Here is a 21,908-nt window from a genome sequence, read left to right as displayed (position 1 = left end):
CAGCTGTACTCTCGAATCCCAGTTAGTAACAATGTGCTATGGAATCTCCAATGACGAGCACACTTCACCGAACCCCATTAGCCACCGCGGGGCTGGCGCTCGTAATGGCGCTGGGTGGCTGCGGGGGCGGGGGCGGTGACAGTCGAGAGACACCGCCATACGTGCCGAAAGCGACGACCGTCGACGCAACAACGCCGGCGCCGGCCGCCGAGCCACTGACGATCGCCAGTCCCATGTTCGCCGACGGCGCCCCGATCCCGGTGCAATTCAGCTGCAAGGGGGCCAACGTGGCGCCACCGTTGACGTGGTCGTCGCCCGCGGGCGCAGCCGAACTGGCACTCGTCGTCGATGACCCCGACGCGGTCGGCGGACTGTACGTGCACTGGATCGTGACCGGAATCGCCCCTGGCTCTGGCAGCACGGCGGATGGTCAGACTCCTGCTGGTGGGCACAGCGTGCCGAATTCTGGTGGTCGGCAAGGATACTTCGGTCCATGCCCGCCGGCGGGCACCGGGACACACCACTACCGGTTTACCCTCTACCACCTTCCTGTCGCGCTCCAGCTGCCACCGGGAGCCACGGGAGTCCAAGCGGCACAGGCGATAGCACAGGCCGCCAGCGGACAGGCCCGGCTCGTCGGCACATTCGAAGGCTGACGCCGCGGCATCCCTGGCGAGGTGGTCGAAACCCTGGCTTCTCCAATTGCGCCTGGCGACAATGATCAATATGGAATCGACAGTGGCGCACGCATTTCACCGGTTCGCACTGGCCATCTTGGGGCTGGCGCTCCCCGTGGCGCTAGTTGCCTACGGTGGCAACGGTGACAGTCGAAAGGCGGCGCCGCTGGCGCCGAAAGCAGCAGCGCTCGGTCGGAGTATGCCCGAAACGCCTACCGGCGATGTACTGACAATCAGCAGTCCGGCATTCGCCGACGGTGCGCCGATCCCGGAACAGTACACCTGCAAAGGAGCCAATATCGCGCCTCCGTTGACCTGGTCGGCGCCGTTTGGCGGCGCACTCGTTGTCGATGATCCGGACGCACCTCGCGAACCTTACGTCCATTGGATCGTGATCGGGATCGCCCCTGGTGCTGGCGGCACCGCCGATGGTGAGACTCCCGGTGGCGGAATCAGCCTGCCGAACTCCAGCGGTCAGCCCGCATACACCGGACCCTGCCCGCCGGCGGGCACCGGGACACACCACTACCGGTTTACCCTCTACCACCTTCCTGCCGTGCCTCCACTCGCGGGACTGGCTGGGACACAAGCGGCGCGGGTGATCGCGCAGGCCGCCACCATGCAGGCCCGGCTCATCGGAACATACGAAGGCTGATCCACCCGCCATCCCACGATCCAGCGGCCCCGGGGCGATCGGGTCCTGGCAGACGCCTGTCACGCTAGCCAAAGTCTTGACTGATTCCAGAAAAGGGAGTCATATTGTCTAGTGTGTCCTCTATACCGGACTACGCCGAACAGCTCCGGACGGCCGACCTGCGCGTGACCCGACCGCGCGTCGCCGTCCTGGAAGCAGTGAATGCGCATCCACACGCCGACACGGAAACGATTTTCGGTGCCGTGCGTTTTGCGCTGCCCGACGTATCCCGGCAAGCCGTGTACGACGTGCTGCATGCCCTGACCGCCGCGGGCTTGGTGCGAAAGATCCAACCCTCGGGCTCCGTCGCGCGCTACGAGTCCAGGGTCGGCGACAACCACCATCACATCGTCTGCCGGTCTTGCGGGGTTATCGCCGATGTCGACTGTGCTGTTGGCGAGGCACCCTGTCTGACGGCCTCGGACCATAACGGCTTCCTGTTGGACGAGGCGGAGGTCATCTACTGGGGTCTATGTCCTGATTGTTCGATATCCGACACTTCGCGATCACATCCGTGATCACAGCCCGATAACACCAACTCCTGGAAGGAATGCTGTGCCCGAGCAACACCCACCCATTACAGAAACCACCACCGGAGCCGCTAGCAACGGTTGTCCCGTCGTGGGTCATATGAAATACCCCGTCGAGGGCGGCGGAAACCAGGACTGGTGGCCCAACCGGCTCAATCTGAAGGTACTGCACCAAAACCCGGCCGTCGCTGACCCGATGGGTGCGGCGTTCGACTATGCCGCGGAGGTCGCGACCATCGACGTTGACGCCCTGACGCGGGACATCGAGGAAGTGATGACCACCTCGCAGCCGTGGTGGCCCGCCGACTACGGCCACTACGGGCCGCTGTTTATCCGGATGGCGTGGCACGCTGCCGGCACCTACCGCATCCACGACGGCCGCGGCGGCGCCGGGGGCGGCATGCAGCGGTTCGCGCCGCTTAACAGCTGGCCCGACAACGCCAGCTTGGACAAGGCGCGCCGGCTGCTGTGGCCGGTCAAGAAGAAGTACGGCAAGAAGCTCTCATGGGCGGACCTGATTGTTTTCGCCGGCAACTGCGCGCTGGAATCGATGGGCTTCAAGACGTTCGGGTTCGGCTTCGGCCGGGTCGACCAGTGGGAGCCCGATGAGGTCTATTGGGGCAAGGAAGCCACCTGGCTCGGCGATGAGCGTTACAGCGGTAAGCGGGATCTGGAGAACCCGCTGGCCGCGGTGCAGATGGGGCTGATCTACGTGAACCCGGAGGGGCCGAACGGCAACCCGGACCCCATGGCCGCGGCGGTCGACATTCGCGAGACGTTTCGGCGCATGGCCATGAACGACGTCGAAACAGCGGCGCTGATCGTCGGCGGTCACACTTTCGGTAAGACCCATGGCGCCGGCCCGGCCGATCTGGTCGGCCCCGAACCCGAGGCTGCTCCGCTGGAGCAGATGGGCTTGGGCTGGAAGAGCTCGTATGGCACCGGAACCGGTAAGGACGCGATCACCAGCGGCATCGAGGTCGTATGGACGAACACCCCGACGAAATGGGACAACAGTTTCCTCGAGATCCTGTACGGCTACGAGTGGGAGCTGACGAAGAGCCCTGCTGGCGCTTGGCAATACACCGCCAAGGACGGCGCCGGTGCCGGCACCATCCCGGACCCGTTCGGCGGGCCAGGGCGCTCCCCGACGATGCTGGCCACTGACCTCTCGCTGCGGGTGGATCCGATCTATGAGCGGATCACGCGTCGCTGGCTGGAACACCCCGAGGAATTGGCCGACGAGTTCGCCAAGGCCTGGTACAAGCTGATCCACCGAGACATGGGTCCCGTTGCGAGATACCTTGGGCCGCTGGTCCCCAAGCAGACCCTGCTGTGGCAGGATCCGGTCCCTGCGGTCAGCCACGACCTCGTCGGCGAAGCCGAGATTGCCAGCCTTAAGAGCCAGATCCTGGCATCGGGATTGACTGTCTCACAGCTAGTTTCGACCGCATGGGCGGCGGCGTCGTCGTTCCGTGGTAGCGACAAGCGCGGCGGCGCCAACGGTGGTCGCATCCGCCTGCAGCCACAAGTCGGGTGGGAGGTCAACGACCCCGACGGGGATCTGCGCAAGGTCATTCGCACCCTGGAAGAGATCCAGGAGTCATTCAACTCCGCGGCGCCGGGGAACATCAAAGTGTCCTTCGCCGACCTCGTCGTGCTCGGTGGCTGTGCCGCCATAGAGAAAGCAGCAAAGGCGGCTGGCCACAACATCACGGTGCCCTTCACCCCGGGCCGCACGGATGCGTCGCAGGAACAAACCGACGTGGAATCCTTTGCCGTGCTGGAGCCCAAGGCAGATGGCTTCCGAAACTACCTCGGAAAGGGCAACCCGTTGCCGGCCGAGTACATGCTGCTCGACAAGGCGAACCTGCTTACGCTCAGTGCCCCTGAGATGACGGTGCTGGTAGGTGGCCTGCGCGTCCTCGGCGCAAACTACAAGCGCTTACCGCTGGGCGTGTTCACCGAGGCCTCCGAGTCACTGACCAACGACTTCTTCGTGAACCTGCTCGACATGGGTATCACCTGGGAGCCCTCGCCAGCAGATGACGGGACCTACCAGGGCAAGGATGGCAGTGGCAAGGTGAAGTGGACCGGCAGCCGCGTGGACCTGGTCTTCGGGTCCAACTCGGAGTTGCGGGCGCTTGTCGAGGTCTATGGCGCCGATGACGCGCAGCCGAAGTTCGTGCAGGACTTCGTCGCTGCCTGGGACAAGGTGATGAACCTCGACAGGTTCGACGTGCGCTGATTCGGGTTGATCGGCCCTGCCCGCCGATCAACCACAACCCGCCGCAGCACCCCGCGAGCTGACCGGCTCGCGGGGTGCTGGTGTTTGCCCGGCGCGATTTGTCAGACCCCGCGTGCATGGTGGTCGCAGGCACGACGAGACGGGGATGACGAGACGGGGATGAGGAGAAAGGGCGCCGAAATGTGCTGGATGTGCGATCACCCGGAAGCCACCGCCGAGGAGTACCTCGACGAGGTGTACGGGATAATGCTCATGCATGGCTGGGCGGTACAGCACGTGGAGTGCGAGCGACGGCCATTTGCCTACACGGTTGGTCTAACCCGGCGCGGCTTGCCCGAACTGGTGGTGACTGGCCTCTCGCCACGACGTGGGCAGCGGTTGTTGAACATCGCCGCTCGCAGGGCTCTGGTCGGTGACTTGCTGACTCCCGGTATGCAGACCACCCTCCCAGCCGGCCCTCTTGTCGAAACGGTCCAGGTTACACATCCGGACGCGCATTTGTATTGTGCGATCGCCATCTTTGGCGACAAGGTGACGGCCTTGCAGTTGGTGTGGGCCGACCGGCGTGGTCGCTGGCCGTGGGCGGCGGACTTCGACGAAGGTCGCGGTACCCAGCCGGTGCTCGGGATGCGAGCCACCAGGAGGTCAGCCTGACGCGAGCGCTCTAAACGTGTTGCCGGACAACGATTTAGTGACAGCAATGCAGTGACAGCGGTGGTTGCTCGACACGGAGGTGGCCAACGGCTTCCGGACATCCTCCGATACATGCGGTCTGGGCGGTGTGCTGGCGGACAAGGCTGTGACTCGGTGGAAGCGTTGGCGCCGTCCGCGATTTACCGCATCATTGCCGGACACTGCGTCGGTGGCGCGCCGTCCGTGCGCTCGCAGGCGCATATGGGGATCGAACAAGCCCATCGGCGGCGGGAGAACGAGTGATTGCTTCCAGGCCGAGTGAGTTCCGGATACCGGTAGGCCCCAGTAGGCTATTGTGTGATGCGCTTGAAGCCAGCCCCATCTCCTGCTGCAGCCTTTGCCGTCGCCGGCCTGATCCTCGCAGGCTGGGCCGGATCCGTGGGCCTCGCCGGCGCCGATCCGGAGCCGGCACCGACACCGAAGACGGCAATTGATAGCGACGGCACCTATGCGGTGGGGATTGACATCGCTCCCGGCACGTACAGCTCCGCGGGACCCGTCGGCGACGGCACCTGCTATTGGAAGCGGATGGGTAACCCCGATGGCGCGCTCATCGATAACGCACTCAGCAAGAAACCACAGGTAGTGACGATTGAGCCGACCGACAAGGCGTTCAAGACGCACGGCTGCCAACCCTGGCAGAACACGGGCAGCGAAGGCGCTGCCCCTGCCGGAGTTCCTGGACCTGAAGCGGGGGCCCAACTACAAAATCAGCTCGGCATCCTCAACGGCTTACTCGGACCGACTGGAGGGCGAGTGCCTCAGCCCTAACTGACGCTGGCTTCGGCTACGGTCCTGCTGTGGCAATAGGTGAGCAACAGGTCATCGTGATTGGGGCCGGCGTCAGCGGACTGACGTCGGCCATATGCCTGGCCGAGGCGGGGTGGCCGGTGCGGGTATGGGCGGCCGCATTGCCGCAGCAAACGACATCGGCGGTGGCGGGTGCGGTCTGGGGGCCGCGGCCGAAGGAACCCGTTGCCAAGGTACGCGGGTGGATCGAACAGTCATTGCACGTGTTTCGCGACTTGGCCAAGGATCCCGCCACCGGCGTGCGCATGACGCCGGCGCTGAGTGTCGGCGATCGTATCGAGACCGGTGCGATGCCGCCCGGGTTGGAGCTGATCCCCGACGTGCGGCCGGCTGACCCGGCCGACGTGCCCGGGGGCTTCCGTGCTGGGTTTCATGCCACCTTGCCGATGATCGATATGCCCCAGTACCTCGACTGTCTGACCCAGCGATTGGCGGCGACTGGCTGTGAAATCGAAACGCGCCCGCTACGGTCGCTGGCCGAGGCCGCTGAGGCGGCGCCCATAGTGATCAACTGTGCTGGTCTGGGCGCTCGGGAACTGGCCGGCGACGCCACGGTCTGGCCGCGGTTCGGCCAGCACGTCGTCCTCACCAATCCAGGTCTAGAGCAACTGTTTATCGAGCGCACCGGCGGCTCGGAATGGATCTGCTACTTTGCCCACCCGCAGCGTGTAGTCTGCGGCGGCATCAGTATCCCTGGCAGGTGGGACACCACCCCAGAGCCGGAGATAACCGAGCGGATCCTGCAACGGTGTCGCCGCATACAACCACGGCTTGCCGAGGCGGCAGTGATTGAGACGATTACCGGGCTGCGTCCTGATCGGCCGTCCGTGCGGGTGGAAGCTGAACCGATCGGGCGAGCGCTGTGCATCCACAACTATGGCCACGGAGGTGACGGCGTGACCCTGTCATGGGGTTGTGCGCGGGAGGTGGTCAATCTTGTCGGCGGCGGTTAACCCGACACCATGGCGGGTTGGGTGGCACCGGTCGGTTAATGGGTCGGTCAATGCGCGCTGGGAGGCGGCGCCAGTGCGGTCTCGACCGTTGCATACAGCGGAATTAGTCGCCGCAGTCCGCACGCGGCAATGGTGCGGGCCACGATCGGCTGGTTACTCACCAACCGCATATTCACCCCGCGCCGGCGACACCGCACCGACTCCTGGGCCAACACAGCGTATGCACATGATCCCATGAAGTCGAGGTCCCGAATGTCGATGACGAACGGACCCGGCGCGATGGCGATAGCGGCGCTCTTGCTCACCAGACGCTGCCAAGCGACCTCGTTACTGGCGTCGATGTCGCCGCCCACATGAACGACCACCGCTGAGCCGGTGCACTCGGTAACCGCGCGTAGGCCGCTATGCAGGTCACTGGGTTGCGAACTCGGCCGTGTGCTCGAAGGACCGGCACCTGGTCCAATCGCGACAGTGCGCATCATTTGCAGTCCCGTCGTCGTGTGCTGTTAGGTGCTGCCGTCCGGCGTATTGGAGGGCGGGAGGTCAGCGTCATCACGCCGAAGACAGGGTGCCTGTCTTGGACGAGGTTGGCAAGCAGTGTGAGTAAGCATAAGTGGAACATGCCCCGAAAACCTAGGATGTCCCCCCACCAAAATTTGTGGCTCTAGTGTGCGCGAGTGACACGTCGAAAGTCACGAGCCAACAGCGACAGGATCCAGCTGACGATCGACAACAAGATCGCCGCCCAGATCGCGGTCCACCAGAAGTGGTCGATCTGCAGTCCCCAACCGGTGGTGTGCTCAGTGATCCACGCGGTAAGCCACAGCATCGACGCGTTAACGACTACATGGAAAAGACCGAGAGTCAGGATGTACAACGGGATCGACAAGATCTGCACGATGGGCTTGATGAACGCGTTGACCAGACCGAAGATCACCGCGACGACGAAGATGATGGCGACCCGCTGCAGCGTTGTGTCGCCGCCCGCAAACCGCATGCCCGGGACGCAAAGAGTCACCACCCATAATGCGAATCCGGTCACTGCGGCGCGCATCAGAAAAGGCACCATTGCCCGATCCTGCCACGGACATGCGAGCCGCCGCTGTTCGCCATGTCCCCGGACTCGCGGTGCCGCGCCCGGTACGCCACGATGCAGACGTGGCAGCACCGCGGTTGACCGGCGACCAGCGAAACGCTTTTATGGCATCTTTCTTGGGTTGGACGATGGATGCGTTCGATTACTTTCTCGTGGTGCTGGTCTATGCCGACATCGCAACGACCTTCCACCACACCAAGACCGACGTCGCGTTTCTCACCACCGCCACCCTGGCCATGCGCCCCGTGGGTGCGTTGCTGTTCGGGCTATGGGCCGACCGGGTGGGCCGGCGGGTCCCGCTGATGGTCGACGTGTCGTTCTATTCGGTGATCGGATTTCTGTGCGCATTCGCACCCAACTTCACCGTGCTGGTGATCCTGCGACTGCTCTACGGCATTGGCATGGGCGGAGAGTGGGGGCTGGGTGCCGCGCTGTCCATGGAGAAGGTTCCAGCCGAGCGGCGTGGCGTCTTCTCCGGGCTGCTGCAGGAGGGCTACGCGTTCGGCTATCTGCTGGCCAGTGTGGCAGCGCTGGTGGTGATGAACTGGCTAGGGCTGTCGTGGCGGTGGTTGTTCGGCCTAAGCATCATCCCGGCTCTGATCAGCTTGATCATCCGGTACCGGGTAAAGGAATCCGAAGTCTGGGAAGCCGCGCAGGACCGCATGCGGCTCACCAAGACCCGAATCCGCGATGTCCTGGGTAACCCCGCAATTGTGCGCCGGTTTGTCTACCTAGTGCTGTTGATGACCGCCTTCAACTGGATGAGCCACGGCACCCAGGATGTCTACCCGACCTTCCTGACCGCGACTACCGATCATGGTGCCGGTTTGTCCAGCCTGACCGCCAGGTGGATAGTGGTGATCTACAACATCGGCGCCATCATCGGCGGTCTGGCGTTCGGCACGTTGTCCCAGCGGTTCAGCCGCCGTTACACCATCGTTTTCTGTGCGGCGCTGGGACTGCCGATCGTGCCGCTGTTCGCTTACTCGCGCACTGCGGCGATGTTGTGCCTGGGTTCGTTTTTGATGCAAGTCTTCGTACAGGGTGCCTGGGGTGTGATCCCCGCGCATCTGACCGAGATGTCGCCAGACGCTATCCGGGGCGTCTACCCCGGCGTAACCTACCAGCTCGGTAATCTGCTGGCGGCGTTCAACCTTCCTATTCAAGAGCGTCTGGCCGAATCCCATGGCTACCCCTTCGCCTTGGCCGCGACGATCGTGCCCGTGCTATTGGTCGTAGCGGTGCTGACGGCGATTGGCAAGGATGCCACCGGAATCCGCTTTGGTACTACGGAAACTGCTTTTCTTGTTCGTCATCGAAATCGACATTAGCGCGGTGTCTTCTCGTCGAACTTTGTCGCGCTGCTGTCGATTTCGCCGTCGCTAGGGTGAGCCCGGGATACCGCTCAGGGTGCGCCGCAGCAGGTGCATCGCCACAGTCGTCGAGCGCTCCCTAATGTCTGACCGGTTCCCGGGCAGCCGCACGGTTCGGGTGGTTGTTCGGCCATCGTCCAGCAGGACGGTGAAGCACACTGTTCCCACAGGCTTTTCCGGCGTTCCCCCACTCGGACCCGCAATTCCGGTGATCGCGGTGGCGGTGTCGGCGCCGAAGCCTTGCAGCGCCCCCGCTGCCATTGCCTGGGCGACCGGCTCGGAAACCGCCCCGTGGGCCTCGATCAGCGCCGGATCCACACCGAGAAGCTGTGCCTTCGCCTCGTTAGAGTAGGCCACCACTGCGCCCGCCACGTACTTGGACGACCCGGGCCGGTCGGTGAGCCGTGCCGCCAGCAACCCTGCGGTGCAGGATTCGGCGGTCGCTATCCGGCGGCCAGTTAGCAATTTTGCGACCAGCTCGTCCACGGACGCACCGTCTTCCGAATAGACCTGGTGGCCGTGCCGGTCGCGCAATAACCGTGCCAATTGCGTGTACACTTGCGCGGCGTTCGGTTCAAAGCGAGTGACCATTTCAATCTCGCCGCGCCGCAGGCAGGTGGTGACCTCGACTAAGTCAAAACCCGGGATGGCTGCCTCGGCGTCACGCAGTGTGTCGGCCAGAGAAGACTCCGGCAGGCCGAAGATCCGGATGGTCTCCTGTCGGTAGGTCGTCCGGCCGGCAATCGCATCCTGTACCGGAGCCGTCTGGATGGCCTTGCTCCATATCGGCTGCAGCTCGCGCGGTGGCCCGGGAAGCACCATCACCGCTGGCCGTCCCGGCACAACCAGACCGGGGGCGGTGCCCACCGGATCGATCACTTGCGATCCGGCCGGAATCATGGCCTGTTTGCGGTTGGCGGCGCGTATGGAGTCGAAGTTGGCGGGTTCAATAGCGGGATTTCGCCCCATCAGCTTCTTGAGGATGTTGGCGATCCTGTTCTCCAGCTCGTCGTCCAGCACCAGCTCGCGCCCGCAATAGCGCGCCACCACCTCGACGGTCATATCGTCGGCGGTCGGCCCCAGGCCGCCGCTGGTGACGATCAGGTCCACACCCTGCTCAGCCATGAATCGCAGCTGTGCCTCGATGTCGGCGGGACGGTCGCCGCAGATCGTGATGTGTGCCAACTCGACCCCGAGCTCCAGGAGCCGATCGGCGATCCAGGGGCCGTTGCGGTCTTGGACCCGCCCGGTCAGGACCTCGGTTCCGGTGATCACGATGCCCGCACGTGCGCTCACCGCCATGAGCCTACGCATGAACTAACGTAGGACCGTGGCGCAGGCTCCCCACATTCACAGGACCCGCTACGCAAAATGCGGCGACATGGATATCGCCTACCAGGTGCTGGGTGACGGTCCGACGGATCTGCTGGTGTTGCCGGGGCCGTTCGTGCCGATCGACTCGATCGACGACGAGCCATCGCTGTACCGTTTCCATCGCCGTCTTGCGTCATTCAGCAGGGTGATCCGCCTCGACCATCGTGGGGTCGGCCTGTCGTCACGGCTCGCCGCGATAACCACGCTGGGGCCGAAGTTCTGGGCCCAGGACGCGATCGCGGTGATGGACGCGGTCGGATGCGAGCAGGCGACAATTTTCGCGCCCAGTTTCCACGCCATGAACGGACTTGTTCTCGCCGCCGACTACCCCGAGCGGGTGCGCAGCCTGATCGTCGTCAACGGCTCGGCGCGCCCACTATGGGCGCCCGACTACCCGGTAGGCGCCCAGGTTCGTCGAGCTGACCCGTTCCTGACGGTGGCGCTGGAACCGGATGCCGTCGAGCGGGGCTTCGACGTGCTGAGCATCGTGGCTCCTACCGTAGCCGGAGATGACGTGTTTCGAGCCTGGTGGGATCTCGCCGGCAACCGTGCCGGACCGCCGAGCATGGCCCGTGCCGTTTCAAAGGTCATAGCCGAGGCCGACGTACGAGATGTCTTGGGACACATCGAGGCTCCAACACTGATCTTGCACCGTGTCGGATCGACGTACATCCCGGTGGGACATGGTCGCTACCTCGCCGAGCACATCGCTGGATCCCGCTTGGTCGAACTACCCGGCACCGATACCCTGTACTGGGTTGGCGACACCGGGCCGATGCTCGATGAAATCGAGGAATTCATCACCGGCGTGCGCGGCGGCGCTGACGCCGAGCGCATGCTTGCCACCATCATGTTTACCGACATCGTCGGCTCGACCCAGCACGCCGCCGCGCTCGGCGACGACCGATGGCGCGACCTGTTGGACAACCACGACACCATCGTGTGCCACGAAATCCAGCGGTTCGGCGGTCGCGAAGTGAACACGGCCGGTGACGGTTTCGTCGCGACGTTCACCAGTCCGAGTGCCGCGATCGCGTGCGCGGACGACATCGTCGACGCGGTCGCCGCGCTGGGTATTGAGGTCCGGATCGGTATTCATGCGGGCGAGGTCGAGGTGCGCGATGCCTCGCACGGTACCGACGTCGCCGGCGTGGCCGTGCATATCGGTGCGCGCGTCTGCGCGCTGGCCGGACCCAGTGAGGTGCTGGTGTCCTCGACCGTGCGAGACATCGTCGCCGGATCACGGCACCGGTTCGCCGAGCGTGGTGAGCAGGAACTCAAGGGCGTACCGGGCAGATGGCGGCTATGCGTGCTCATGCGCGACGACGCCACCCGCACGCGCTAATGTCCCGGGCTGCCGGGTTGCCCCGGTTGTCCTGGTTTGCCGGGCTGACCTGGTTCGCCGGGGGTTCCACCGGGGCCGGGTGCGCCGCCCACCCCGCCCTGGCCGGGTTGACCGCCGGGGCCCGCTGCCCCGCCTATGCCGCCATCTCCGCCTCTACCGCCCGCCCCGCCGCGACCGCCTTGCCCGCCGTCGCCGCCTCTACCGCCCGCCCCGCCGCGACCGCCGGCACCACCCCGGCCACCGGCGCCTCCGGCTCCGCCCGGCCCACCGACGCCGCGGGCATGGCTGACCTCGCCCGGCCCGGCGTCGTCGCCACTCATGCTGTTCGCACCCTCGGTACAACTGGATCACGAGCCATCGGTCTGTCTCCTTGCCAGCCGCTTGATTGTCCTCGTTCACCTCAAGCTACCCCGAATCTGGGCTCGATGGGCCGGAGTCTCGATGGGCCGCAGTGGCGCCGGGCGAGGGTTCGATTGTGTGGGCGATGGTGGCGACGGTCCAACACAATAAGGGGTGCATCACCGCGGCCGCCGAGTACTTGCAGGGGGGACAATGTGTCGATGATCGAGTTGGAGGTACATCAGGCCGACGTGACCAAGCTCGAGCTCGACGCCATCACCAATGCGGCGAACACCCGACTGCGGCATGCCGGTGGTGTCGCTGCGGCCATCGCCCGCGCCGCCGGCCCCGAGCTGCAGCGCGAGTCCACCGAGAAGGCGCCGATTGGGCTCGGGGAGGCGGTCGAGACCACCGCAGGTGACATGCCGGCGCGCTACGTGATCCACGCGGCGACGATGGAGCTAGGAGGTCCGACCTCGGACGAGATCATCACCGCAGCCACCGCTGCTACCCTGCGGAAAGCCGACGAGCTCGGTTGCCGCTCACTGGCGCTGGTGGCTTTCGGCACGGGCGTGGGCGGCTTTTCGCTCGACGACGCTGCGCGGCTGATGGTCGACGCCGTCCGTCGGCACCGGCCGGGGTCGCTGCAAAGGGTGGTATTTGCGGTCCATGGGGATGCGGCCGAGCGGGCGTTTAGCGCTGCTATTCAGGCCGGAGAAGATACCGCTCGACGGTAGCGACCTTCTGGGTCATCGCGTCGGTGACCCCGGGACGCCAGTCGACCTTGATCACCGTGCTGACTCGCGGTGCCCGGGCGGCCACGGCCTCCACCGCGCGCTGCACGACGGCCATCACTTCCGCCCAGGTATCGCCTTCGATCACGGTGAACATGGCATCTGTCTGGTTCGGCAGGCCGGAATCACGGACCACGCGAATCGCTTCGGTGACGATCTCGCCGACCCCCTCCCCCACGCCCAGCGGGGTGACGGAAAACGCGACCAGCACAGACACACAATGAGCCTACCCAGCCCCAGCGACTGCACAGCCGGCCTGGCAGCATCGAGGCTCGTGCGGGTTCTGGTGCAACGGGTCTCATCGGCTGCGGTGAGGGTCGATGGTCGGGTGGTCGGCGCTATCCGGCCGGACGGGCAGGGCCTGGTCGCGTTCGTCGGTGTCACCCACGGCGACGATCTCGACAAGGCGCGCCGTCTCGCCGAAAAGCTCTGGAATTTGCGAGTTCTCGCCGACGAGAAATCCGCCTCCGACGTGCACGCACCGATCCTGGTAATCAGCCAGTTCACCCTCTACGCAGACACCGCGAAGGGTCGGCGACCGTCCTGGAACGCCGCGGCGCCAGGTGCGGTGGCGCAGCCCCTGATAGCAGCGTTCGCGGCAGCGCTGCGCCAGTTGGGAGCGCACGTGGAAGCCGGCGTGTTCGGTGCCCACATGCAGGTCGAACTGGTCAACGACGGTCCGGTGACCGTAATGCTGGAAGGCTGATGAGATGACTACACCTGAGTATGGCTCGCTTCGTTCCGATGACGACCACTGGGACATTGTCAGCAACGTGGGCTACACCGCGCTACTGGTTGCGGGTTGGCGTGCACTGCACACCACGGGCCCTAAACCGCTGGTCCAAGACGAATACGCGAAGCATTTCATCACCGCTTCGGCCGACCCGTATCTGGAGGGTCTGCTAGCAAACCCGAGAACGTCGGAGGACGGCACCGCTTTCCCCCGGCTCTACGGCGTGCAAACCCGGTTCTTCGACGACTTCTTCAACTGCGCTGATGAGGCTGGCATACGACAGGCGGTGATCGTCGCCGCCGGTCTGGACTGCCGCGCTTATCGCCTTGACTGGCAGCCCGGGACAACGGTTTTCGAGATCGATGTGCCGAAGGTCCTGGAATTCAAAGCACGGGTGCTAAGTGAGCGGGGTGCTGTACCCAAAGCTCACCGGGTGGCGGTGCCAGCAGATCTGCGTACGGACTGGCCCACGCCGCTGAAAGCGGCCGGGTTCGATTCGCAACGACCCAGCGCCTGGTCGGTCGAGGGACTACTGCCCTACCTGACCGGCGATGCGCAATATGCTCTGTTCGCCCGGATCGATGAGTTGTGTGCGCCTGGCAGCCGAGTTGCCTTGGGCGCCTTAGGGTCCCGGTTGGATCACGAGCAGCTCGCCGCGCTGGAAACCGCACACCCGGGGGTCAATATGTCTGGTGACGTGAATTTCTCCGCGCTCACCTACGACGACAAGACCGATCCCGTGGAGTGGCTAGTTGAGCATGGATGGGCCGTCGACCCCGTCCGCAGCACCCTCGAGCTGCAGGTCGGCTACGGACTGACACCGCCGGACGTGGACGTAAAGATCGACAGTTTCATGCGCTCCCAGTACATCACGGCTGTCAGGGCGTAAGCAGAACCTTAAGCTCCTCACCCGAGCGCGCCCTCGCGGTTGCATAGCCCTTGGCCGCTTCGTCCAACGGCAGGGTGGTGGTGAAGATGCCATCGACATCGAGTCGGCCCGACTGCAGCAACGGGATCAGTTCCGGCCAGGTTCGTTGTACCGGTGCCATGGTCATTCGCAGCGTGATGCTTCGCAACAGGCACGTCAGTGCGGGCAGGGGAAACGGCTGAAGATCGTGCACGCCGACAACCGAGACGGTGCCGCCAGGGCGCACCGCATTGAGCGCGTCGCTCATCGAGGCGTCGGTGCCGACGGCGTCAATCACCGAGTCTGCGCCGCGACCCCGCGTCGCGGCCAGAATCGTCTCGGCCGCCGGTGACGGTATCGGCGTAGCACCCCAGGTGGCCGCGCGTTGCAAGCGTCCCTTTACTCGGTCGACAGCGAAAACCGTTGCGGCACCGTGTATGAAGGCGCTGCGCAGCGCGCAGAGGCCGACGGCTCCCAGGCCGATGACCGCCACGGCGGAGCCGAATGAAATATCGGCCCGTTGGGCTGCCGCCCAACCGGTGGCGAGGTTGTCCGTGAGCAGCAGTGCCTGCTCGGTGGTGATACCTTCGGGGATCTTGAGCACCTGGAAATCGGCGGCCGGCACCGCCAGCAGATCGGCCTGTGCGCCGCCAAGCACGCCGGCGCCGAAGATCATCGGGCCGGAGAAGCACATGACTGGATCATGGGTTTCGCATCCCGGGCAGACGCCGCAGCCGGCCACTGAAGACACCATGACCAGGTCGCCAACTCCGACGGTGCGCACCTGTGGCCCGGCCTCGACGATGGTGCCTACCGCCTCGTGACCGAGGGCCACCGGCTCGGTGAACGGATATTCGCCTTCGTAGAAATGCAGATCGGATCCGCAGATGCCGGCGGCGGTCACGGCGACAACCACTCCGTCAGGCCCGGGCAGTGCCGGGTCGGGCTGGGTGTTGACTCTGACGCTGCCGGCCCCGTCGATGACTACCGCACGCATGCTGGCTTACTCACTTTCTTTGTGGCAGAACGAATTGAGACCCATGAGGTTCGCGTAGCTGCCTGGCACCGGTCTCGGGCGTTTGAACGTGGTGAACGGCGGGCCGGCAATTCCGAGACTCGGCATAGCGTAATTCGCAGCACTAGGCTACCGGTGGGGCCCCAGCGGATCAAGGTCCATCGCCCCGGGGCCGATTGAGGGTTGATCAGGGAGTAGGTCTGCTGCACGGTCACGGTTGGGTGATCGATCGCGTGGTGGAACAGAGTGGTCGCCTGGTCGTGGTTGTCGGACACTTTGGCGCCCGCACGGACCTTGGCGACTAGTTTCTGTGGCGGGTAGACGTAGGTGGCCAGTTTGGACTGCAGCTGCCAAGCCTTCGTTGCGTAACAGCAGTTCTGCCGCGGGGTCGTCGCGGTGGTAGCCGACCGCGGTGCACACCATCGCCCAGTACTTCTGCTCGGTAGGACAGCCGTCGTTGTTGCTGGCCGGCCATGCGCGGGTGAAGGTGACCTTAGACCGCCTCGTCAGCTTCGCCGGGGTGCGCGCCGAAACCCGACCGGAACCTGGGCTGTTGGCCACCTTACCAAGACGGGTACTAAACTAGAACACGTTTCAGTTCTATTTGCGTCCGCTAGCATTCCAGGAGCAGGCATGCACACTGCCATTTGCGACGAGCTCGGTATCGAGTTTCCTATTTTTGCCTTCACTCACTGCCGCGATGTGGTGGTCGCCGTCAGCAAAGCTGGTGGTTTTGGTGTGCTCGGAGCAGTTGGGTTCACTCCGGAGCAGCTGGAGATCGAGCTCAACTGGATCGATGAACACATCGGCGACCACCCCTACGGGGTCGACATCGTGATCCCGAACAAGTACGAGGGCATGGACTCCCAGCTGTCGGCGGATGAGCTCGCCAAGACGCTGCGGTCGATGGTCCCGCAGGAGCATCTGGACTTCGCCCGCAAGATCCTCGCCGATCATGGTGTCCCGGTCGAGGACGCCGACGAGGACAGTCTGCAGCTGCTCGGTTGGACCGAGGCGACGGCCACCCCACAGGTCGACGCGGCGCTGAAGCACCCCAAGATGACGATGGTCGCCAACGCGCTTGGCACCCCCCCAGCGGACATGATCAAGCACATCCACGACTCGGGTCGCAAGGTGGCCGCATTGTGCGGCTCACCCTCGCAGGCCCGCAAGCACGCCGATGCGGGCGTCGACATCATCATCGCCCAGGGCGGCGAGGCCGGCGGGCACTGTGGCGAGGTGGGCTCCATTGTGTTGTGGCCTCAGGTCGTCAAGGAGGTAGCGCCGGTTCCGGTGTTGGCGGCGGGTGGAATCGGCAGCGGTCAGCAGATCGCTGCAGCGTTGGCGCTGGGGACCCAAGGGGCATGGACCGGTTCGCAGTGGCTGATGGTCGAGGAAGCCGCAAACACCGCGGTTCAACAGGCCGCATACGCCAAAGCGACCAGCCGCGACACCGTGCGCAGTCGTTCCTTCACGGGTAAGCCGGCCCGGATGCTGCGCAACGACTGGACTGAGGCCTGGGAGCAACCGGAGAGCCCGAAGCCGCTCGGTATGCCGTTGCAATACATGGTCTCCGGCATGGCCGTCAAGGCCACACATAAATACCCGAACGAGACCGTCGACGTCGCGTTCAACCCGGTGGGGCAGGTTGTTGGGCAGTTCACCAAGGTGGAAAAGACGGCTACCGTTATCGAACGCTGGGTGCAGGAATACCTCGAGGCGACCGCCCGGTTGGACGCACTCAATGCTGCCGCGTCCGTTTGACAACGGACGACAAGCGCGCGCCGACTAGTCTCGACTAACCTTCGTCGTCCGTCTTGCCGGTGAACACTTCTTTCGTTCTGTCGACCGCGTGGGTGGCGATGTCGATGGAGTCCTTGACGATGCCGCTGGCCCCGCCAGCGATGTCGCCGCGGATGATGTGGCCGGCGTTTTCCACGATGTCCGAGGCCTTCTCGACGGCATTGGCCGCAATGTCCCGGACAGCGTCGACCGCATCTTTGGGATTGAAGCTCATCGGAGTCTCCTATTCGTTGGCGGATCGGTAGTCGACCAGCGTGCGCCAGTAGGCTTCCGGTATCTCGGCGCCGGAACGCAACACCCGGGCCAGTCCGACTGCCATCGCGATTCCGAGCAGTCCGAGCCATAGTCCCGCCAGTCCGATGATCCACCACAGCACCGCGGTGATGGTCGGCCATGGCGAAAGCACCGCCAGCACTGGCGCGAAGAAGAAGCCCGCCCCGATATACCATGCCGAGCCGGCACGGTCAGACGTAAGCACGAAGCGCAGCCACCGTGGGATCGGTGATTCGGTGGGCCGGCCTTCGCACATGATCATGAGAAACACCCACCGGTTATGGCTCCGGGGGGAAGAACCCGGCCCCGGTAAACCATCCCGGCTGCCATCCACGGGCTCCCAGACACAGCATCGGCAACCCATCCGGAGACTGCGCGGCCGCCTGCGGCTTCGGACACGGCGCACCGACCTGCTGGACGCCGTACAGCGGGTAGGAGATCACCCAGTAGCCGGTTTCGGCCGGGGGGAACTGGTTAGGAGGCGGAAAATGACAGGCTTCGGCCTGACCGGAGGGGCCTCGTCCAAAAATGAAGCGCTCCCAGCTGGAGCATGGGGCGCCCAGCGAAGCGTCATAGTTCATCCCCGGCACATCGCCGTCATAACGCTGCGGGTCTGCGCCCGCGACTGGCGCCCCACCGATCGCGGCACCCGTGATCGCAGCGGTGGTGACCAGTTCGCGAATCATGTTGCACCCCTCCAACGGCACCGGCGAGCCTCACCAAGCATAACGATTGTGTCGTGGCCCACAAGACGCGGCGGGAGGGGCGGGCAGGCAGGTCGTCTGAATACAGTCGTAGCGTGAGCGACGAGGTGTGGACTCTTGATGCTTCCGACGGCGAGCTGGTACTTCGCACCGGAGTCGTTGGCAGAGCCGCGCGCTTGGGTCATCGCCTGACCATCGCGATGACACGGTGGCAGGCCCTGGTGAACTGGTCCGGCACCGATCCCGTCGCCGTCGAGCTTATGGCTGAGGTGGATTCCTTCGAGGTGATGCGCGGTGAGGGTGGCGTGAAGGGGCTGTCCGAGCCTGAGAAAGCTCTGGTGCGGGCGAACGCGCTGAAAACGCTCAACGCCAGCCGCTTCCCCCATATTCGCTTTACCACGGAAGCCATTGCCCAGACCGGGAATGGGTACCGCCTGACCGGGAAACTGCACATCCGGGGAAAGTCGCGAGAACACGTCATCGACTTGCACACAGAGGATCTCGGTGCTGCGTGGCGCATCTCTGCCGACACCACGGTTCGCCAGTCCAACTACGGCGTCAAACCCTACTCGCTGTTGATGGGTTCAATACGGGTCGCCGACGAAGTGAGCGTGGCATTCACCGCGGTTCGGGCAAAGGACGATTGATCCCACAAGCGGTGGACTTCGAAGGCTGTATATCGCTGGCCGAGCCGAAAGGATCCCGATGCCGCGCACCAACAACGACGCGTGGGACCTGGCAACTAGCGTCGGAGCAACGGCGACGATGGTGGCTGCCGCCCGCGCGGTGGCCACCAGGGCCGATAACCCGCTGATCGATGATCCGTTCGCCGAACCACTGGTGAGAGCCGTGGGGATTGACTTCTTCACTCGCTGGGCCGCCGGAAACATCAAGGCGACCGACGTCGACGACCCCGACGGCACGTGGGGACTGCAGCGATTGGCCGACCTGTTGGCCGCCCGGACGCGGTACTTCGATGCGTTTTTCCGTGACGCGACGTCTGCGGGGATTCGGCAGGCTGTCATCCTGGCCTCAGGTCTTGACGCGCGCGCATACCGATGACGACACTTGCTGATCTGGATGCCACTGCAACAGCTGACCTCGCGCGGTTCCCGTCGACCTCAGACGTGACTGGCCGACCCCGTTGCGCCAAGCGGGCTTTGACCCCAACCAACCCAGTGCCTGGCTCGCCGAGGGCCTGCTGGCATTCCTGCCGCCCGACGCTCAGGATCGCTTGCTGGACAACATCACCGCGCTCAGCGCGCCGGGGAGTCGGTAGATGACGATGGCGGACCGGCATCCGACCTCCTTGACACCGCTTCGCAGCGCTGGAGCGTCCACGGGTTCGACATAGAAATCACCCACCTGCTATACAGCGACGGCGAGCGCAACGACGTTGCCACGTACCTGGATAGCCACGGCTGGCAATCTGTACCGACCCCTCTCAGTAAATTGTTGGCCGACAATGGATTACCAGTGCCGCCGTCATCGCCCGGAAAGCTGCCTACAGCCCAAGGCTATTACTGCACGTCGATCCGGTGTCCGTAGCGCACGACGATGGCTTCGCCCATGCGCGGCAGATGAGAGACAATGGGCCTGGCTCGTGGATCGAGCCGACGCGCATGTAAAGGAGCCGTCGATCATGCAACCTGACGCCTATCCAGTCCGGGTCCGGGGTGACCTCGATCCTGCGTTGTCACGTTGGCAGTGGCTAGTCAAGTGGTTTTTGGCCATCCCGCACTACATTGTCTTGTTCTTCTTGCACGTTGCCGCCGTGGTGGTCACCGTGATCGCGTTCTTTGCCATCCTGTTCACCGGCAGATATCCCCGGACGCTGTTCGACTTCAATGTCGGCGTCATGCGGTGGCGCTGGCGGGTTGCCTTCTATGCGCTGTCGGCGCTGGGAACCGACCGGTACCCGCCCTTCAGCCTGCAGACAAAGGCGGAGTATCCGGCTGACTTGGAGGTTGACTATCCGGAGCGGTTGAGCCGCGGCCTGGTGCTGATTAAGTGGTGGCTACTTGCCATCCCCCACTACCTGATCCTGGCGGTCTTCCTCTCCAGCGGTTGGCGAGTCTTCCTGATCGACCCCCACGACCGCGTCGGCATAATGTGGCCTTCGCTACTGGTGATCCTGCTGCTCGTCGCCGTGGTGGCGCTCCTGTTCACCGGCCGGTACCCCATAGGGCTATACAACCTGGTGATCGGAGTAAACCGGTGGGCGTTGCGGGTCCGCGCATACACCACGCTGATGCGCGACGAGTACCCACCGCTTCGCCTCGACATGGGTCCGCGCGAACAGGTTTCGCAACCGGCTACGGCGGCCTCCGACTACTCAGCTGGGGGTGCCGAGTCACCGTAAGCGCCGGGTATGTGCTCTAGCACTCGAGTGATCGGCTGGCTGTCATTCCGATCCTGTTGCGGCGCAGAAGCATTCGGTTGCTCCTCAGGCGGGTTCGGCTCCGTGAGCGCTTCGCCGGAGGTGACGCGAGCGGGTGGTTCGTGCTGCGCAGCCGGCCGGGGTGCCCGAGCAGGGACTGGTGGCGTGACCGTCGGCGGAGGCGGCACCGCCGGCGCCACGGCCTTTGCGATACGTGGCGTCGGCTTGTGCGCTCCGTGCTTCGCCGTCCCGGTATCGTTGTGCGGAGCCAGCTGGATGCCCACCGCTAGGGACAGCGAAGCCACGAAGGTCACGGCCGCGGCGGCCAACGCTGCCGCCGCCCCGGCGTAGTGCCGGGATCGCCTGGGCGCGACCGTTGGTTGGCTGACACTGTCGGCCACTAGCTGCGCATCGGTGAACTCGGTGCTCTGGGCCGCCGCCAGGGCCGCACCCCGCGCGACCGTAACCTGCGCCATCGTTTGCGCAAAGACCGGCACCGGCAGGACCCTTTCGAGCTGCCACGAGAATTCGCTGACCTCGCTATCCGAGCCGACCACGACCACGCCGGCCGGGCGCCAGGCATCGCGACCAAACATGCCGGTCAGCCAGGAGGTCAGTCCTGATAATCCGCGGCACACATGCTTGACGGCGATCTGCGTCTTTCCGTCGTGGGTGTCGACCATGACGACGGTCGCCGACTCATGCTCAAGAACGCATACCGCGATTTGCTCGTAGCCGATAACGGGTGCGATAGCCTGCGCCAGTGTCTCGATGGCACGTAGCCGCCGAACCGGCACCACATTGTCGAAACCTGCACCGGTCAGCGACTCTACCAGCAGCGCCGCCTGAGCCGAAGCTTCGGCGTTCCAGGTCACTCCGATGACGCGCAACCGATGATCGCCTGCAGCGGCCACTTCATGGGCGAGCAGAACTTCCGCCGCCAGCTGCTCTGCGGTATGTATGGCCTGCGCGTTACGACCGCTATGTAGCTCCAATTCGTTGCGGTCCAAGATGGCGCCGTCTGCGCCGTGTCCTTCAGCGAGGACCCACCCCAGGGTGGTAGGCGTTATCGAGAGCCCAAGTACCGTGTCCAAATTCTCGCACCTCAATCGTTCCCGGAACCTCCGATGCCCTCAGCCCGCACCATCGCACGCCACAAACCCCAGT

General features: G+C 64.5%; 25 protein-coding genes and 1 pseudogene. 16 read left to right on the top strand and 10 right to left on the bottom strand.

Annotated elements, in window-relative coordinates:
* The first annotated feature begins 50 nt into the window (after positions 1-50).
* From MCAN_RS10045 to MCAN_RS10015, 7 genes are all read left to right on the top strand, one after another.
* Positions 51-656 carry a YbhB/YbcL family Raf kinase inhibitor-like protein gene (locus MCAN_RS10045; protein ID WP_014001004.1) on the top strand — a complete coding sequence of 202 codons (606 nt, stop codon included), beginning with the start codon at positions 51-53 and terminating at the stop codon, positions 654-656.
* Positions 657-738: 82 nt separating this feature from the next.
* A complete protein-coding gene (locus MCAN_RS10040) occupies positions 739-1,332 on the top strand; it encodes a YbhB/YbcL family Raf kinase inhibitor-like protein (RefSeq protein ID WP_014001003.1) in 594 nt (197 codons plus the stop codon).
* Positions 1,333-1,445: 113 nt separating this feature from the next.
* Positions 1,446-1,889, top strand: a complete 444-nt coding sequence (locus MCAN_RS10035) for a Fur family transcriptional regulator (protein WP_003899076.1) — start codon at positions 1,446-1,448, stop codon at positions 1,887-1,889.
* A 37-nt stretch (positions 1,890-1,926) separates the two neighbouring features.
* Positions 1,927-4,149: a catalase/peroxidase HPI gene (katG, locus tag MCAN_RS10030; RefSeq protein ID WP_003901285.1), complete on the top strand. Its 2,223-nt coding sequence runs from the start codon at positions 1,927-1,929 to the stop codon at positions 4,147-4,149.
* Positions 4,150-4,338: 189 nt separating this feature from the next.
* Positions 4,339-4,803, top strand: a complete 465-nt coding sequence (locus tag MCAN_RS10025; RefSeq protein WP_014585239.1) for a DUF4262 domain-containing protein — start codon at positions 4,339-4,341, stop codon at positions 4,801-4,803.
* Positions 4,804-5,142: 339 nt separating this feature from the next.
* Positions 5,143-5,613, top strand: a complete 471-nt coding sequence (locus MCAN_RS10020) for a hypothetical protein (RefSeq protein WP_003900428.1) — start codon at positions 5,143-5,145, stop codon at positions 5,611-5,613.
* A 29-nt stretch (positions 5,614-5,642) separates the two neighbouring features.
* On the top strand, positions 5,643-6,605 hold the full coding sequence (locus MCAN_RS10015; protein WP_003409545.1) for an FAD-dependent oxidoreductase: 963 nt from the start codon (positions 5,643-5,645) through the stop codon (positions 6,603-6,605).
* Between the two features lie 47 nt (positions 6,606-6,652).
* Here MCAN_RS10015 and MCAN_RS10010 read toward each other — a convergent pair whose 3' ends face one another.
* Positions 6,653-7,084: an anti-sigma factor antagonist gene (locus tag MCAN_RS10010; RefSeq protein WP_003409543.1), complete on the bottom strand. Its 432-nt coding sequence runs from the start codon at positions 7,082-7,084 to the stop codon at positions 6,653-6,655.
* A gap of 185 nt (positions 7,085-7,269) precedes the next feature.
* Positions 7,270-7,674 (bottom strand): phage holin family protein, encoded by a 405-nt coding sequence (locus tag MCAN_RS10005; RefSeq protein ID WP_014001002.1) that lies wholly within the window; start codon positions 7,672-7,674, stop codon positions 7,270-7,272.
* Between the two features lie 89 nt (positions 7,675-7,763).
* Between MCAN_RS10005 and MCAN_RS10000 the strand changes: the two genes are divergently transcribed.
* Entirely contained in the window at positions 7,764-9,032 is a 1,269-nt protein-coding gene (locus MCAN_RS10000; protein WP_003900427.1) for a sialate:H+ symport family MFS transporter, read from the top strand.
* 51 nt (positions 9,033-9,083) lie between these two features.
* On the opposite strand, the gene MCAN_RS09995 is transcribed toward MCAN_RS10000, so the two are convergent.
* The gene (locus tag MCAN_RS09995; protein WP_456319998.1) at positions 9,084-10,370 is read right to left on the bottom strand and encodes a competence/damage-inducible protein A; all 1,287 of its coding nucleotides are present in this window, start codon (positions 10,368-10,370) and stop codon (positions 9,084-9,086) included.
* Between the two features lie 34 nt (positions 10,371-10,404).
* Between MCAN_RS09995 and MCAN_RS09990 the strand changes: the two genes are divergently transcribed.
* Positions 10,405-11,793: an adenylate/guanylate cyclase domain-containing protein gene (locus MCAN_RS09990; protein ID WP_003409539.1), complete on the top strand. Its 1,389-nt coding sequence runs from the start codon at positions 10,405-10,407 to the stop codon at positions 11,791-11,793.
* Here the strand turns inward: MCAN_RS09990 and MCAN_RS23130 are convergent.
* Entirely contained in the window at positions 11,790-12,113 is a 324-nt protein-coding gene (locus tag MCAN_RS23130) for a hypothetical protein (RefSeq protein WP_128882532.1), read from the bottom strand. The genes MCAN_RS09990 and MCAN_RS23130 overlap by 4 nt on opposite strands.
* 240 nt (positions 12,114-12,353) lie before the next feature.
* Between MCAN_RS23130 and MCAN_RS23125 the strand changes: the two genes are divergently transcribed.
* A complete protein-coding gene (locus tag MCAN_RS23125) occupies positions 12,354-12,869 on the top strand; it encodes a macro domain-containing protein (protein ID WP_041180258.1) in 516 nt (171 codons plus the stop codon).
* Here MCAN_RS23125 and MCAN_RS09980 read toward each other — a convergent pair.
* Complete coding sequence (locus tag MCAN_RS09980) at positions 12,835-13,143, bottom strand: MTH1187 family thiamine-binding protein (protein ID WP_014000999.1); 309 nt, start codon at positions 13,141-13,143, stop codon at positions 12,835-12,837. The two genes, MCAN_RS23125 and MCAN_RS09980, sit on opposite strands and share 35 nt — an antisense overlap.
* 57 nt (positions 13,144-13,200) lie before the next feature.
* On the opposite strand from MCAN_RS09980, the gene dtd reads away from it, so the two are divergent.
* Positions 13,201-13,632, top strand: a complete 432-nt coding sequence (dtd, locus tag MCAN_RS09975) for a D-aminoacyl-tRNA deacylase (RefSeq protein WP_014000998.1) — start codon at positions 13,201-13,203, stop codon at positions 13,630-13,632.
* Positions 13,633-13,636: 4 nt separating this feature from the next.
* Positions 13,637-14,548, top strand: coding sequence for a class I SAM-dependent methyltransferase (locus tag MCAN_RS09970; protein ID WP_014000997.1), 912 nt, complete (start codon positions 13,637-13,639; stop codon positions 14,546-14,548).
* Here the strand turns inward: MCAN_RS09970 and MCAN_RS09965 are convergent.
* Positions 14,538-15,563 (bottom strand): alcohol dehydrogenase family protein, encoded by a 1,026-nt coding sequence (locus tag MCAN_RS09965; protein ID WP_003409522.1) that lies wholly within the window; start codon positions 15,561-15,563, stop codon positions 14,538-14,540. The genes MCAN_RS09970 and MCAN_RS09965 overlap by 11 nt on opposite strands.
* Before the next feature lie 651 nt (positions 15,564-16,214).
* On the opposite strand from MCAN_RS09965, the gene MCAN_RS09960 reads away from it, so the two are divergent.
* The gene (locus MCAN_RS09960) at positions 16,215-17,345 is read left to right on the top strand and encodes a nitronate monooxygenase (protein WP_014000996.1); all 1,131 of its coding nucleotides are present in this window, start codon (positions 16,215-16,217) and stop codon (positions 17,343-17,345) included.
* Positions 17,346-17,379: 34 nt separating this feature from the next.
* On the opposite strand, the gene MCAN_RS09955 is transcribed toward MCAN_RS09960, so the two are convergent.
* Genes MCAN_RS09955 through MCAN_RS09945 form a run of 3 tightly spaced genes read right to left on the bottom strand, consistent with a single transcriptional unit; the run spans position 17,380 to position 18,343 of the window.
* Positions 17,380-17,598, bottom strand: coding sequence for an Rv1893 family protein (locus MCAN_RS09955; protein WP_003409515.1), 219 nt, complete (start codon positions 17,596-17,598; stop codon positions 17,380-17,382).
* A 9-nt stretch (positions 17,599-17,607) separates the two neighbouring features.
* Positions 17,608-17,919 carry a hypothetical protein gene (locus tag MCAN_RS09950; protein ID WP_003409512.1) on the bottom strand — a complete coding sequence of 104 codons (312 nt, stop codon included), beginning with the start codon at positions 17,917-17,919 and terminating at the stop codon, positions 17,608-17,610.
* 16 nt (positions 17,920-17,935) lie between these two features.
* Positions 17,936-18,343 (bottom strand): hypothetical protein, encoded by a 408-nt coding sequence (locus MCAN_RS09945; protein WP_003409509.1) that lies wholly within the window; start codon positions 18,341-18,343, stop codon positions 17,936-17,938.
* 113 nt (positions 18,344-18,456) lie between these two features.
* On the opposite strand from MCAN_RS09945, the gene MCAN_RS09940 reads away from it, so the two are divergent.
* The 3 genes and pseudogenes from MCAN_RS09940 to MCAN_RS09930 all read left to right on the top strand — a co-directional run bounded on the left by MCAN_RS09940 (position 18,457) and on the right by MCAN_RS09930 (position 20,723).
* Entirely contained in the window at positions 18,457-19,008 is a 552-nt protein-coding gene (locus MCAN_RS09940) for a YceI family protein (RefSeq protein WP_041180085.1), read from the top strand.
* A gap of 58 nt (positions 19,009-19,066) precedes the next feature.
* Positions 19,067-19,909, top strand: a pseudogene (locus MCAN_RS23240) (class I SAM-dependent methyltransferase).
* 94 nt (positions 19,910-20,003) lie between these two features.
* Positions 20,004-20,723, top strand: a complete 720-nt coding sequence (locus tag MCAN_RS09930; protein ID WP_003409492.1) for a DUF4389 domain-containing protein — start codon at positions 20,004-20,006, stop codon at positions 20,721-20,723.
* Here the strand turns inward: MCAN_RS09930 and MCAN_RS09925 are convergent.
* Positions 20,693-21,835, bottom strand: a complete 1,143-nt coding sequence (locus MCAN_RS09925) for a DUF7159 family protein (protein ID WP_003899065.1) — start codon at positions 21,833-21,835, stop codon at positions 20,693-20,695. The two genes, MCAN_RS09930 and MCAN_RS09925, sit on opposite strands and share 31 nt — an antisense overlap.
* Positions 21,836-21,908: the final 73 nt, after the last annotated feature.

Origin of the sequence: Mycobacterium canetti CIPT 140010059, from assembly GCF_000253375.1 — a bacterium.
Taxonomy (GTDB): domain Bacteria; phylum Actinomycetota; class Actinomycetes; order Mycobacteriales; family Mycobacteriaceae; genus Mycobacterium; species Mycobacterium tuberculosis.
Note: the sequence above shows the minus strand (reverse complement) of the source record. Positions and strands in the feature narration are given on the sequence as shown.

Bases quoted from the DNA above. Each gene is read 5' to 3' on its own strand.
- MCAN_RS09930 (WP_003409492.1), top strand. From the start codon at position 20,004: ATGCAACCTGACGCCTATCCAGTCCGGGTCCGGGGTGACCTCGATCCT.
- MCAN_RS10025 (WP_014585239.1), top strand. From the start codon at position 4,339: ATGTGCGATCACCCGGAAGCCACCGCCGAGGAGTACCTCGACGAGGTG.
- MCAN_RS10020 (WP_003900428.1), top strand. From the start codon at position 5,143: ATGCGCTTGAAGCCAGCCCCATCTCCTGCTGCAGCCTTTGCCGTCGCC.
- MCAN_RS09955 (WP_003409515.1), bottom strand. From the start codon at position 17,598: ATGAGCTTCAATCCCAAAGATGCGGTCGACGCTGTCCGGGACATTGCG.
- MCAN_RS23125 (WP_041180258.1), top strand. From the start codon at position 12,354: ATGATCGAGTTGGAGGTACATCAGGCCGACGTGACCAAGCTCGAGCTC.
- MCAN_RS09970 (WP_014000997.1), top strand. From the start codon at position 13,637: ATGACTACACCTGAGTATGGCTCGCTTCGTTCCGATGACGACCACTGG.
- MCAN_RS10045 (WP_014001004.1), top strand. From the start codon at position 51: ATGACGAGCACACTTCACCGAACCCCATTAGCCACCGCGGGGCTGGCG.
- MCAN_RS10010 (WP_003409543.1), bottom strand. From the start codon at position 7,084: ATGCGCACTGTCGCGATTGGACCAGGTGCCGGTCCTTCGAGCACACGG.
- MCAN_RS09960 (WP_014000996.1), top strand. From the start codon at position 16,215: ATGCACACTGCCATTTGCGACGAGCTCGGTATCGAGTTTCCTATTTTT.
- MCAN_RS10005 (WP_014001002.1), bottom strand. From the start codon at position 7,674: ATGGTGCCTTTTCTGATGCGCGCCGCAGTGACCGGATTCGCATTATGG.
- MCAN_RS09945 (WP_003409509.1), bottom strand. From the start codon at position 18,343: ATGATTCGCGAACTGGTCACCACCGCTGCGATCACGGGTGCCGCGATC.
- MCAN_RS09965 (WP_003409522.1), bottom strand. From the start codon at position 15,563: ATGCGTGCGGTAGTCATCGACGGGGCCGGCAGCGTCAGAGTCAACACC.
- MCAN_RS09950 (WP_003409512.1), bottom strand. From the start codon at position 17,919: ATGATCATGTGCGAAGGCCGGCCCACCGAATCACCGATCCCACGGTGG.
- MCAN_RS23130 (WP_128882532.1), bottom strand. From the start codon at position 12,113: ATGAGTGGCGACGACGCCGGGCCGGGCGAGGTCAGCCATGCCCGCGGC.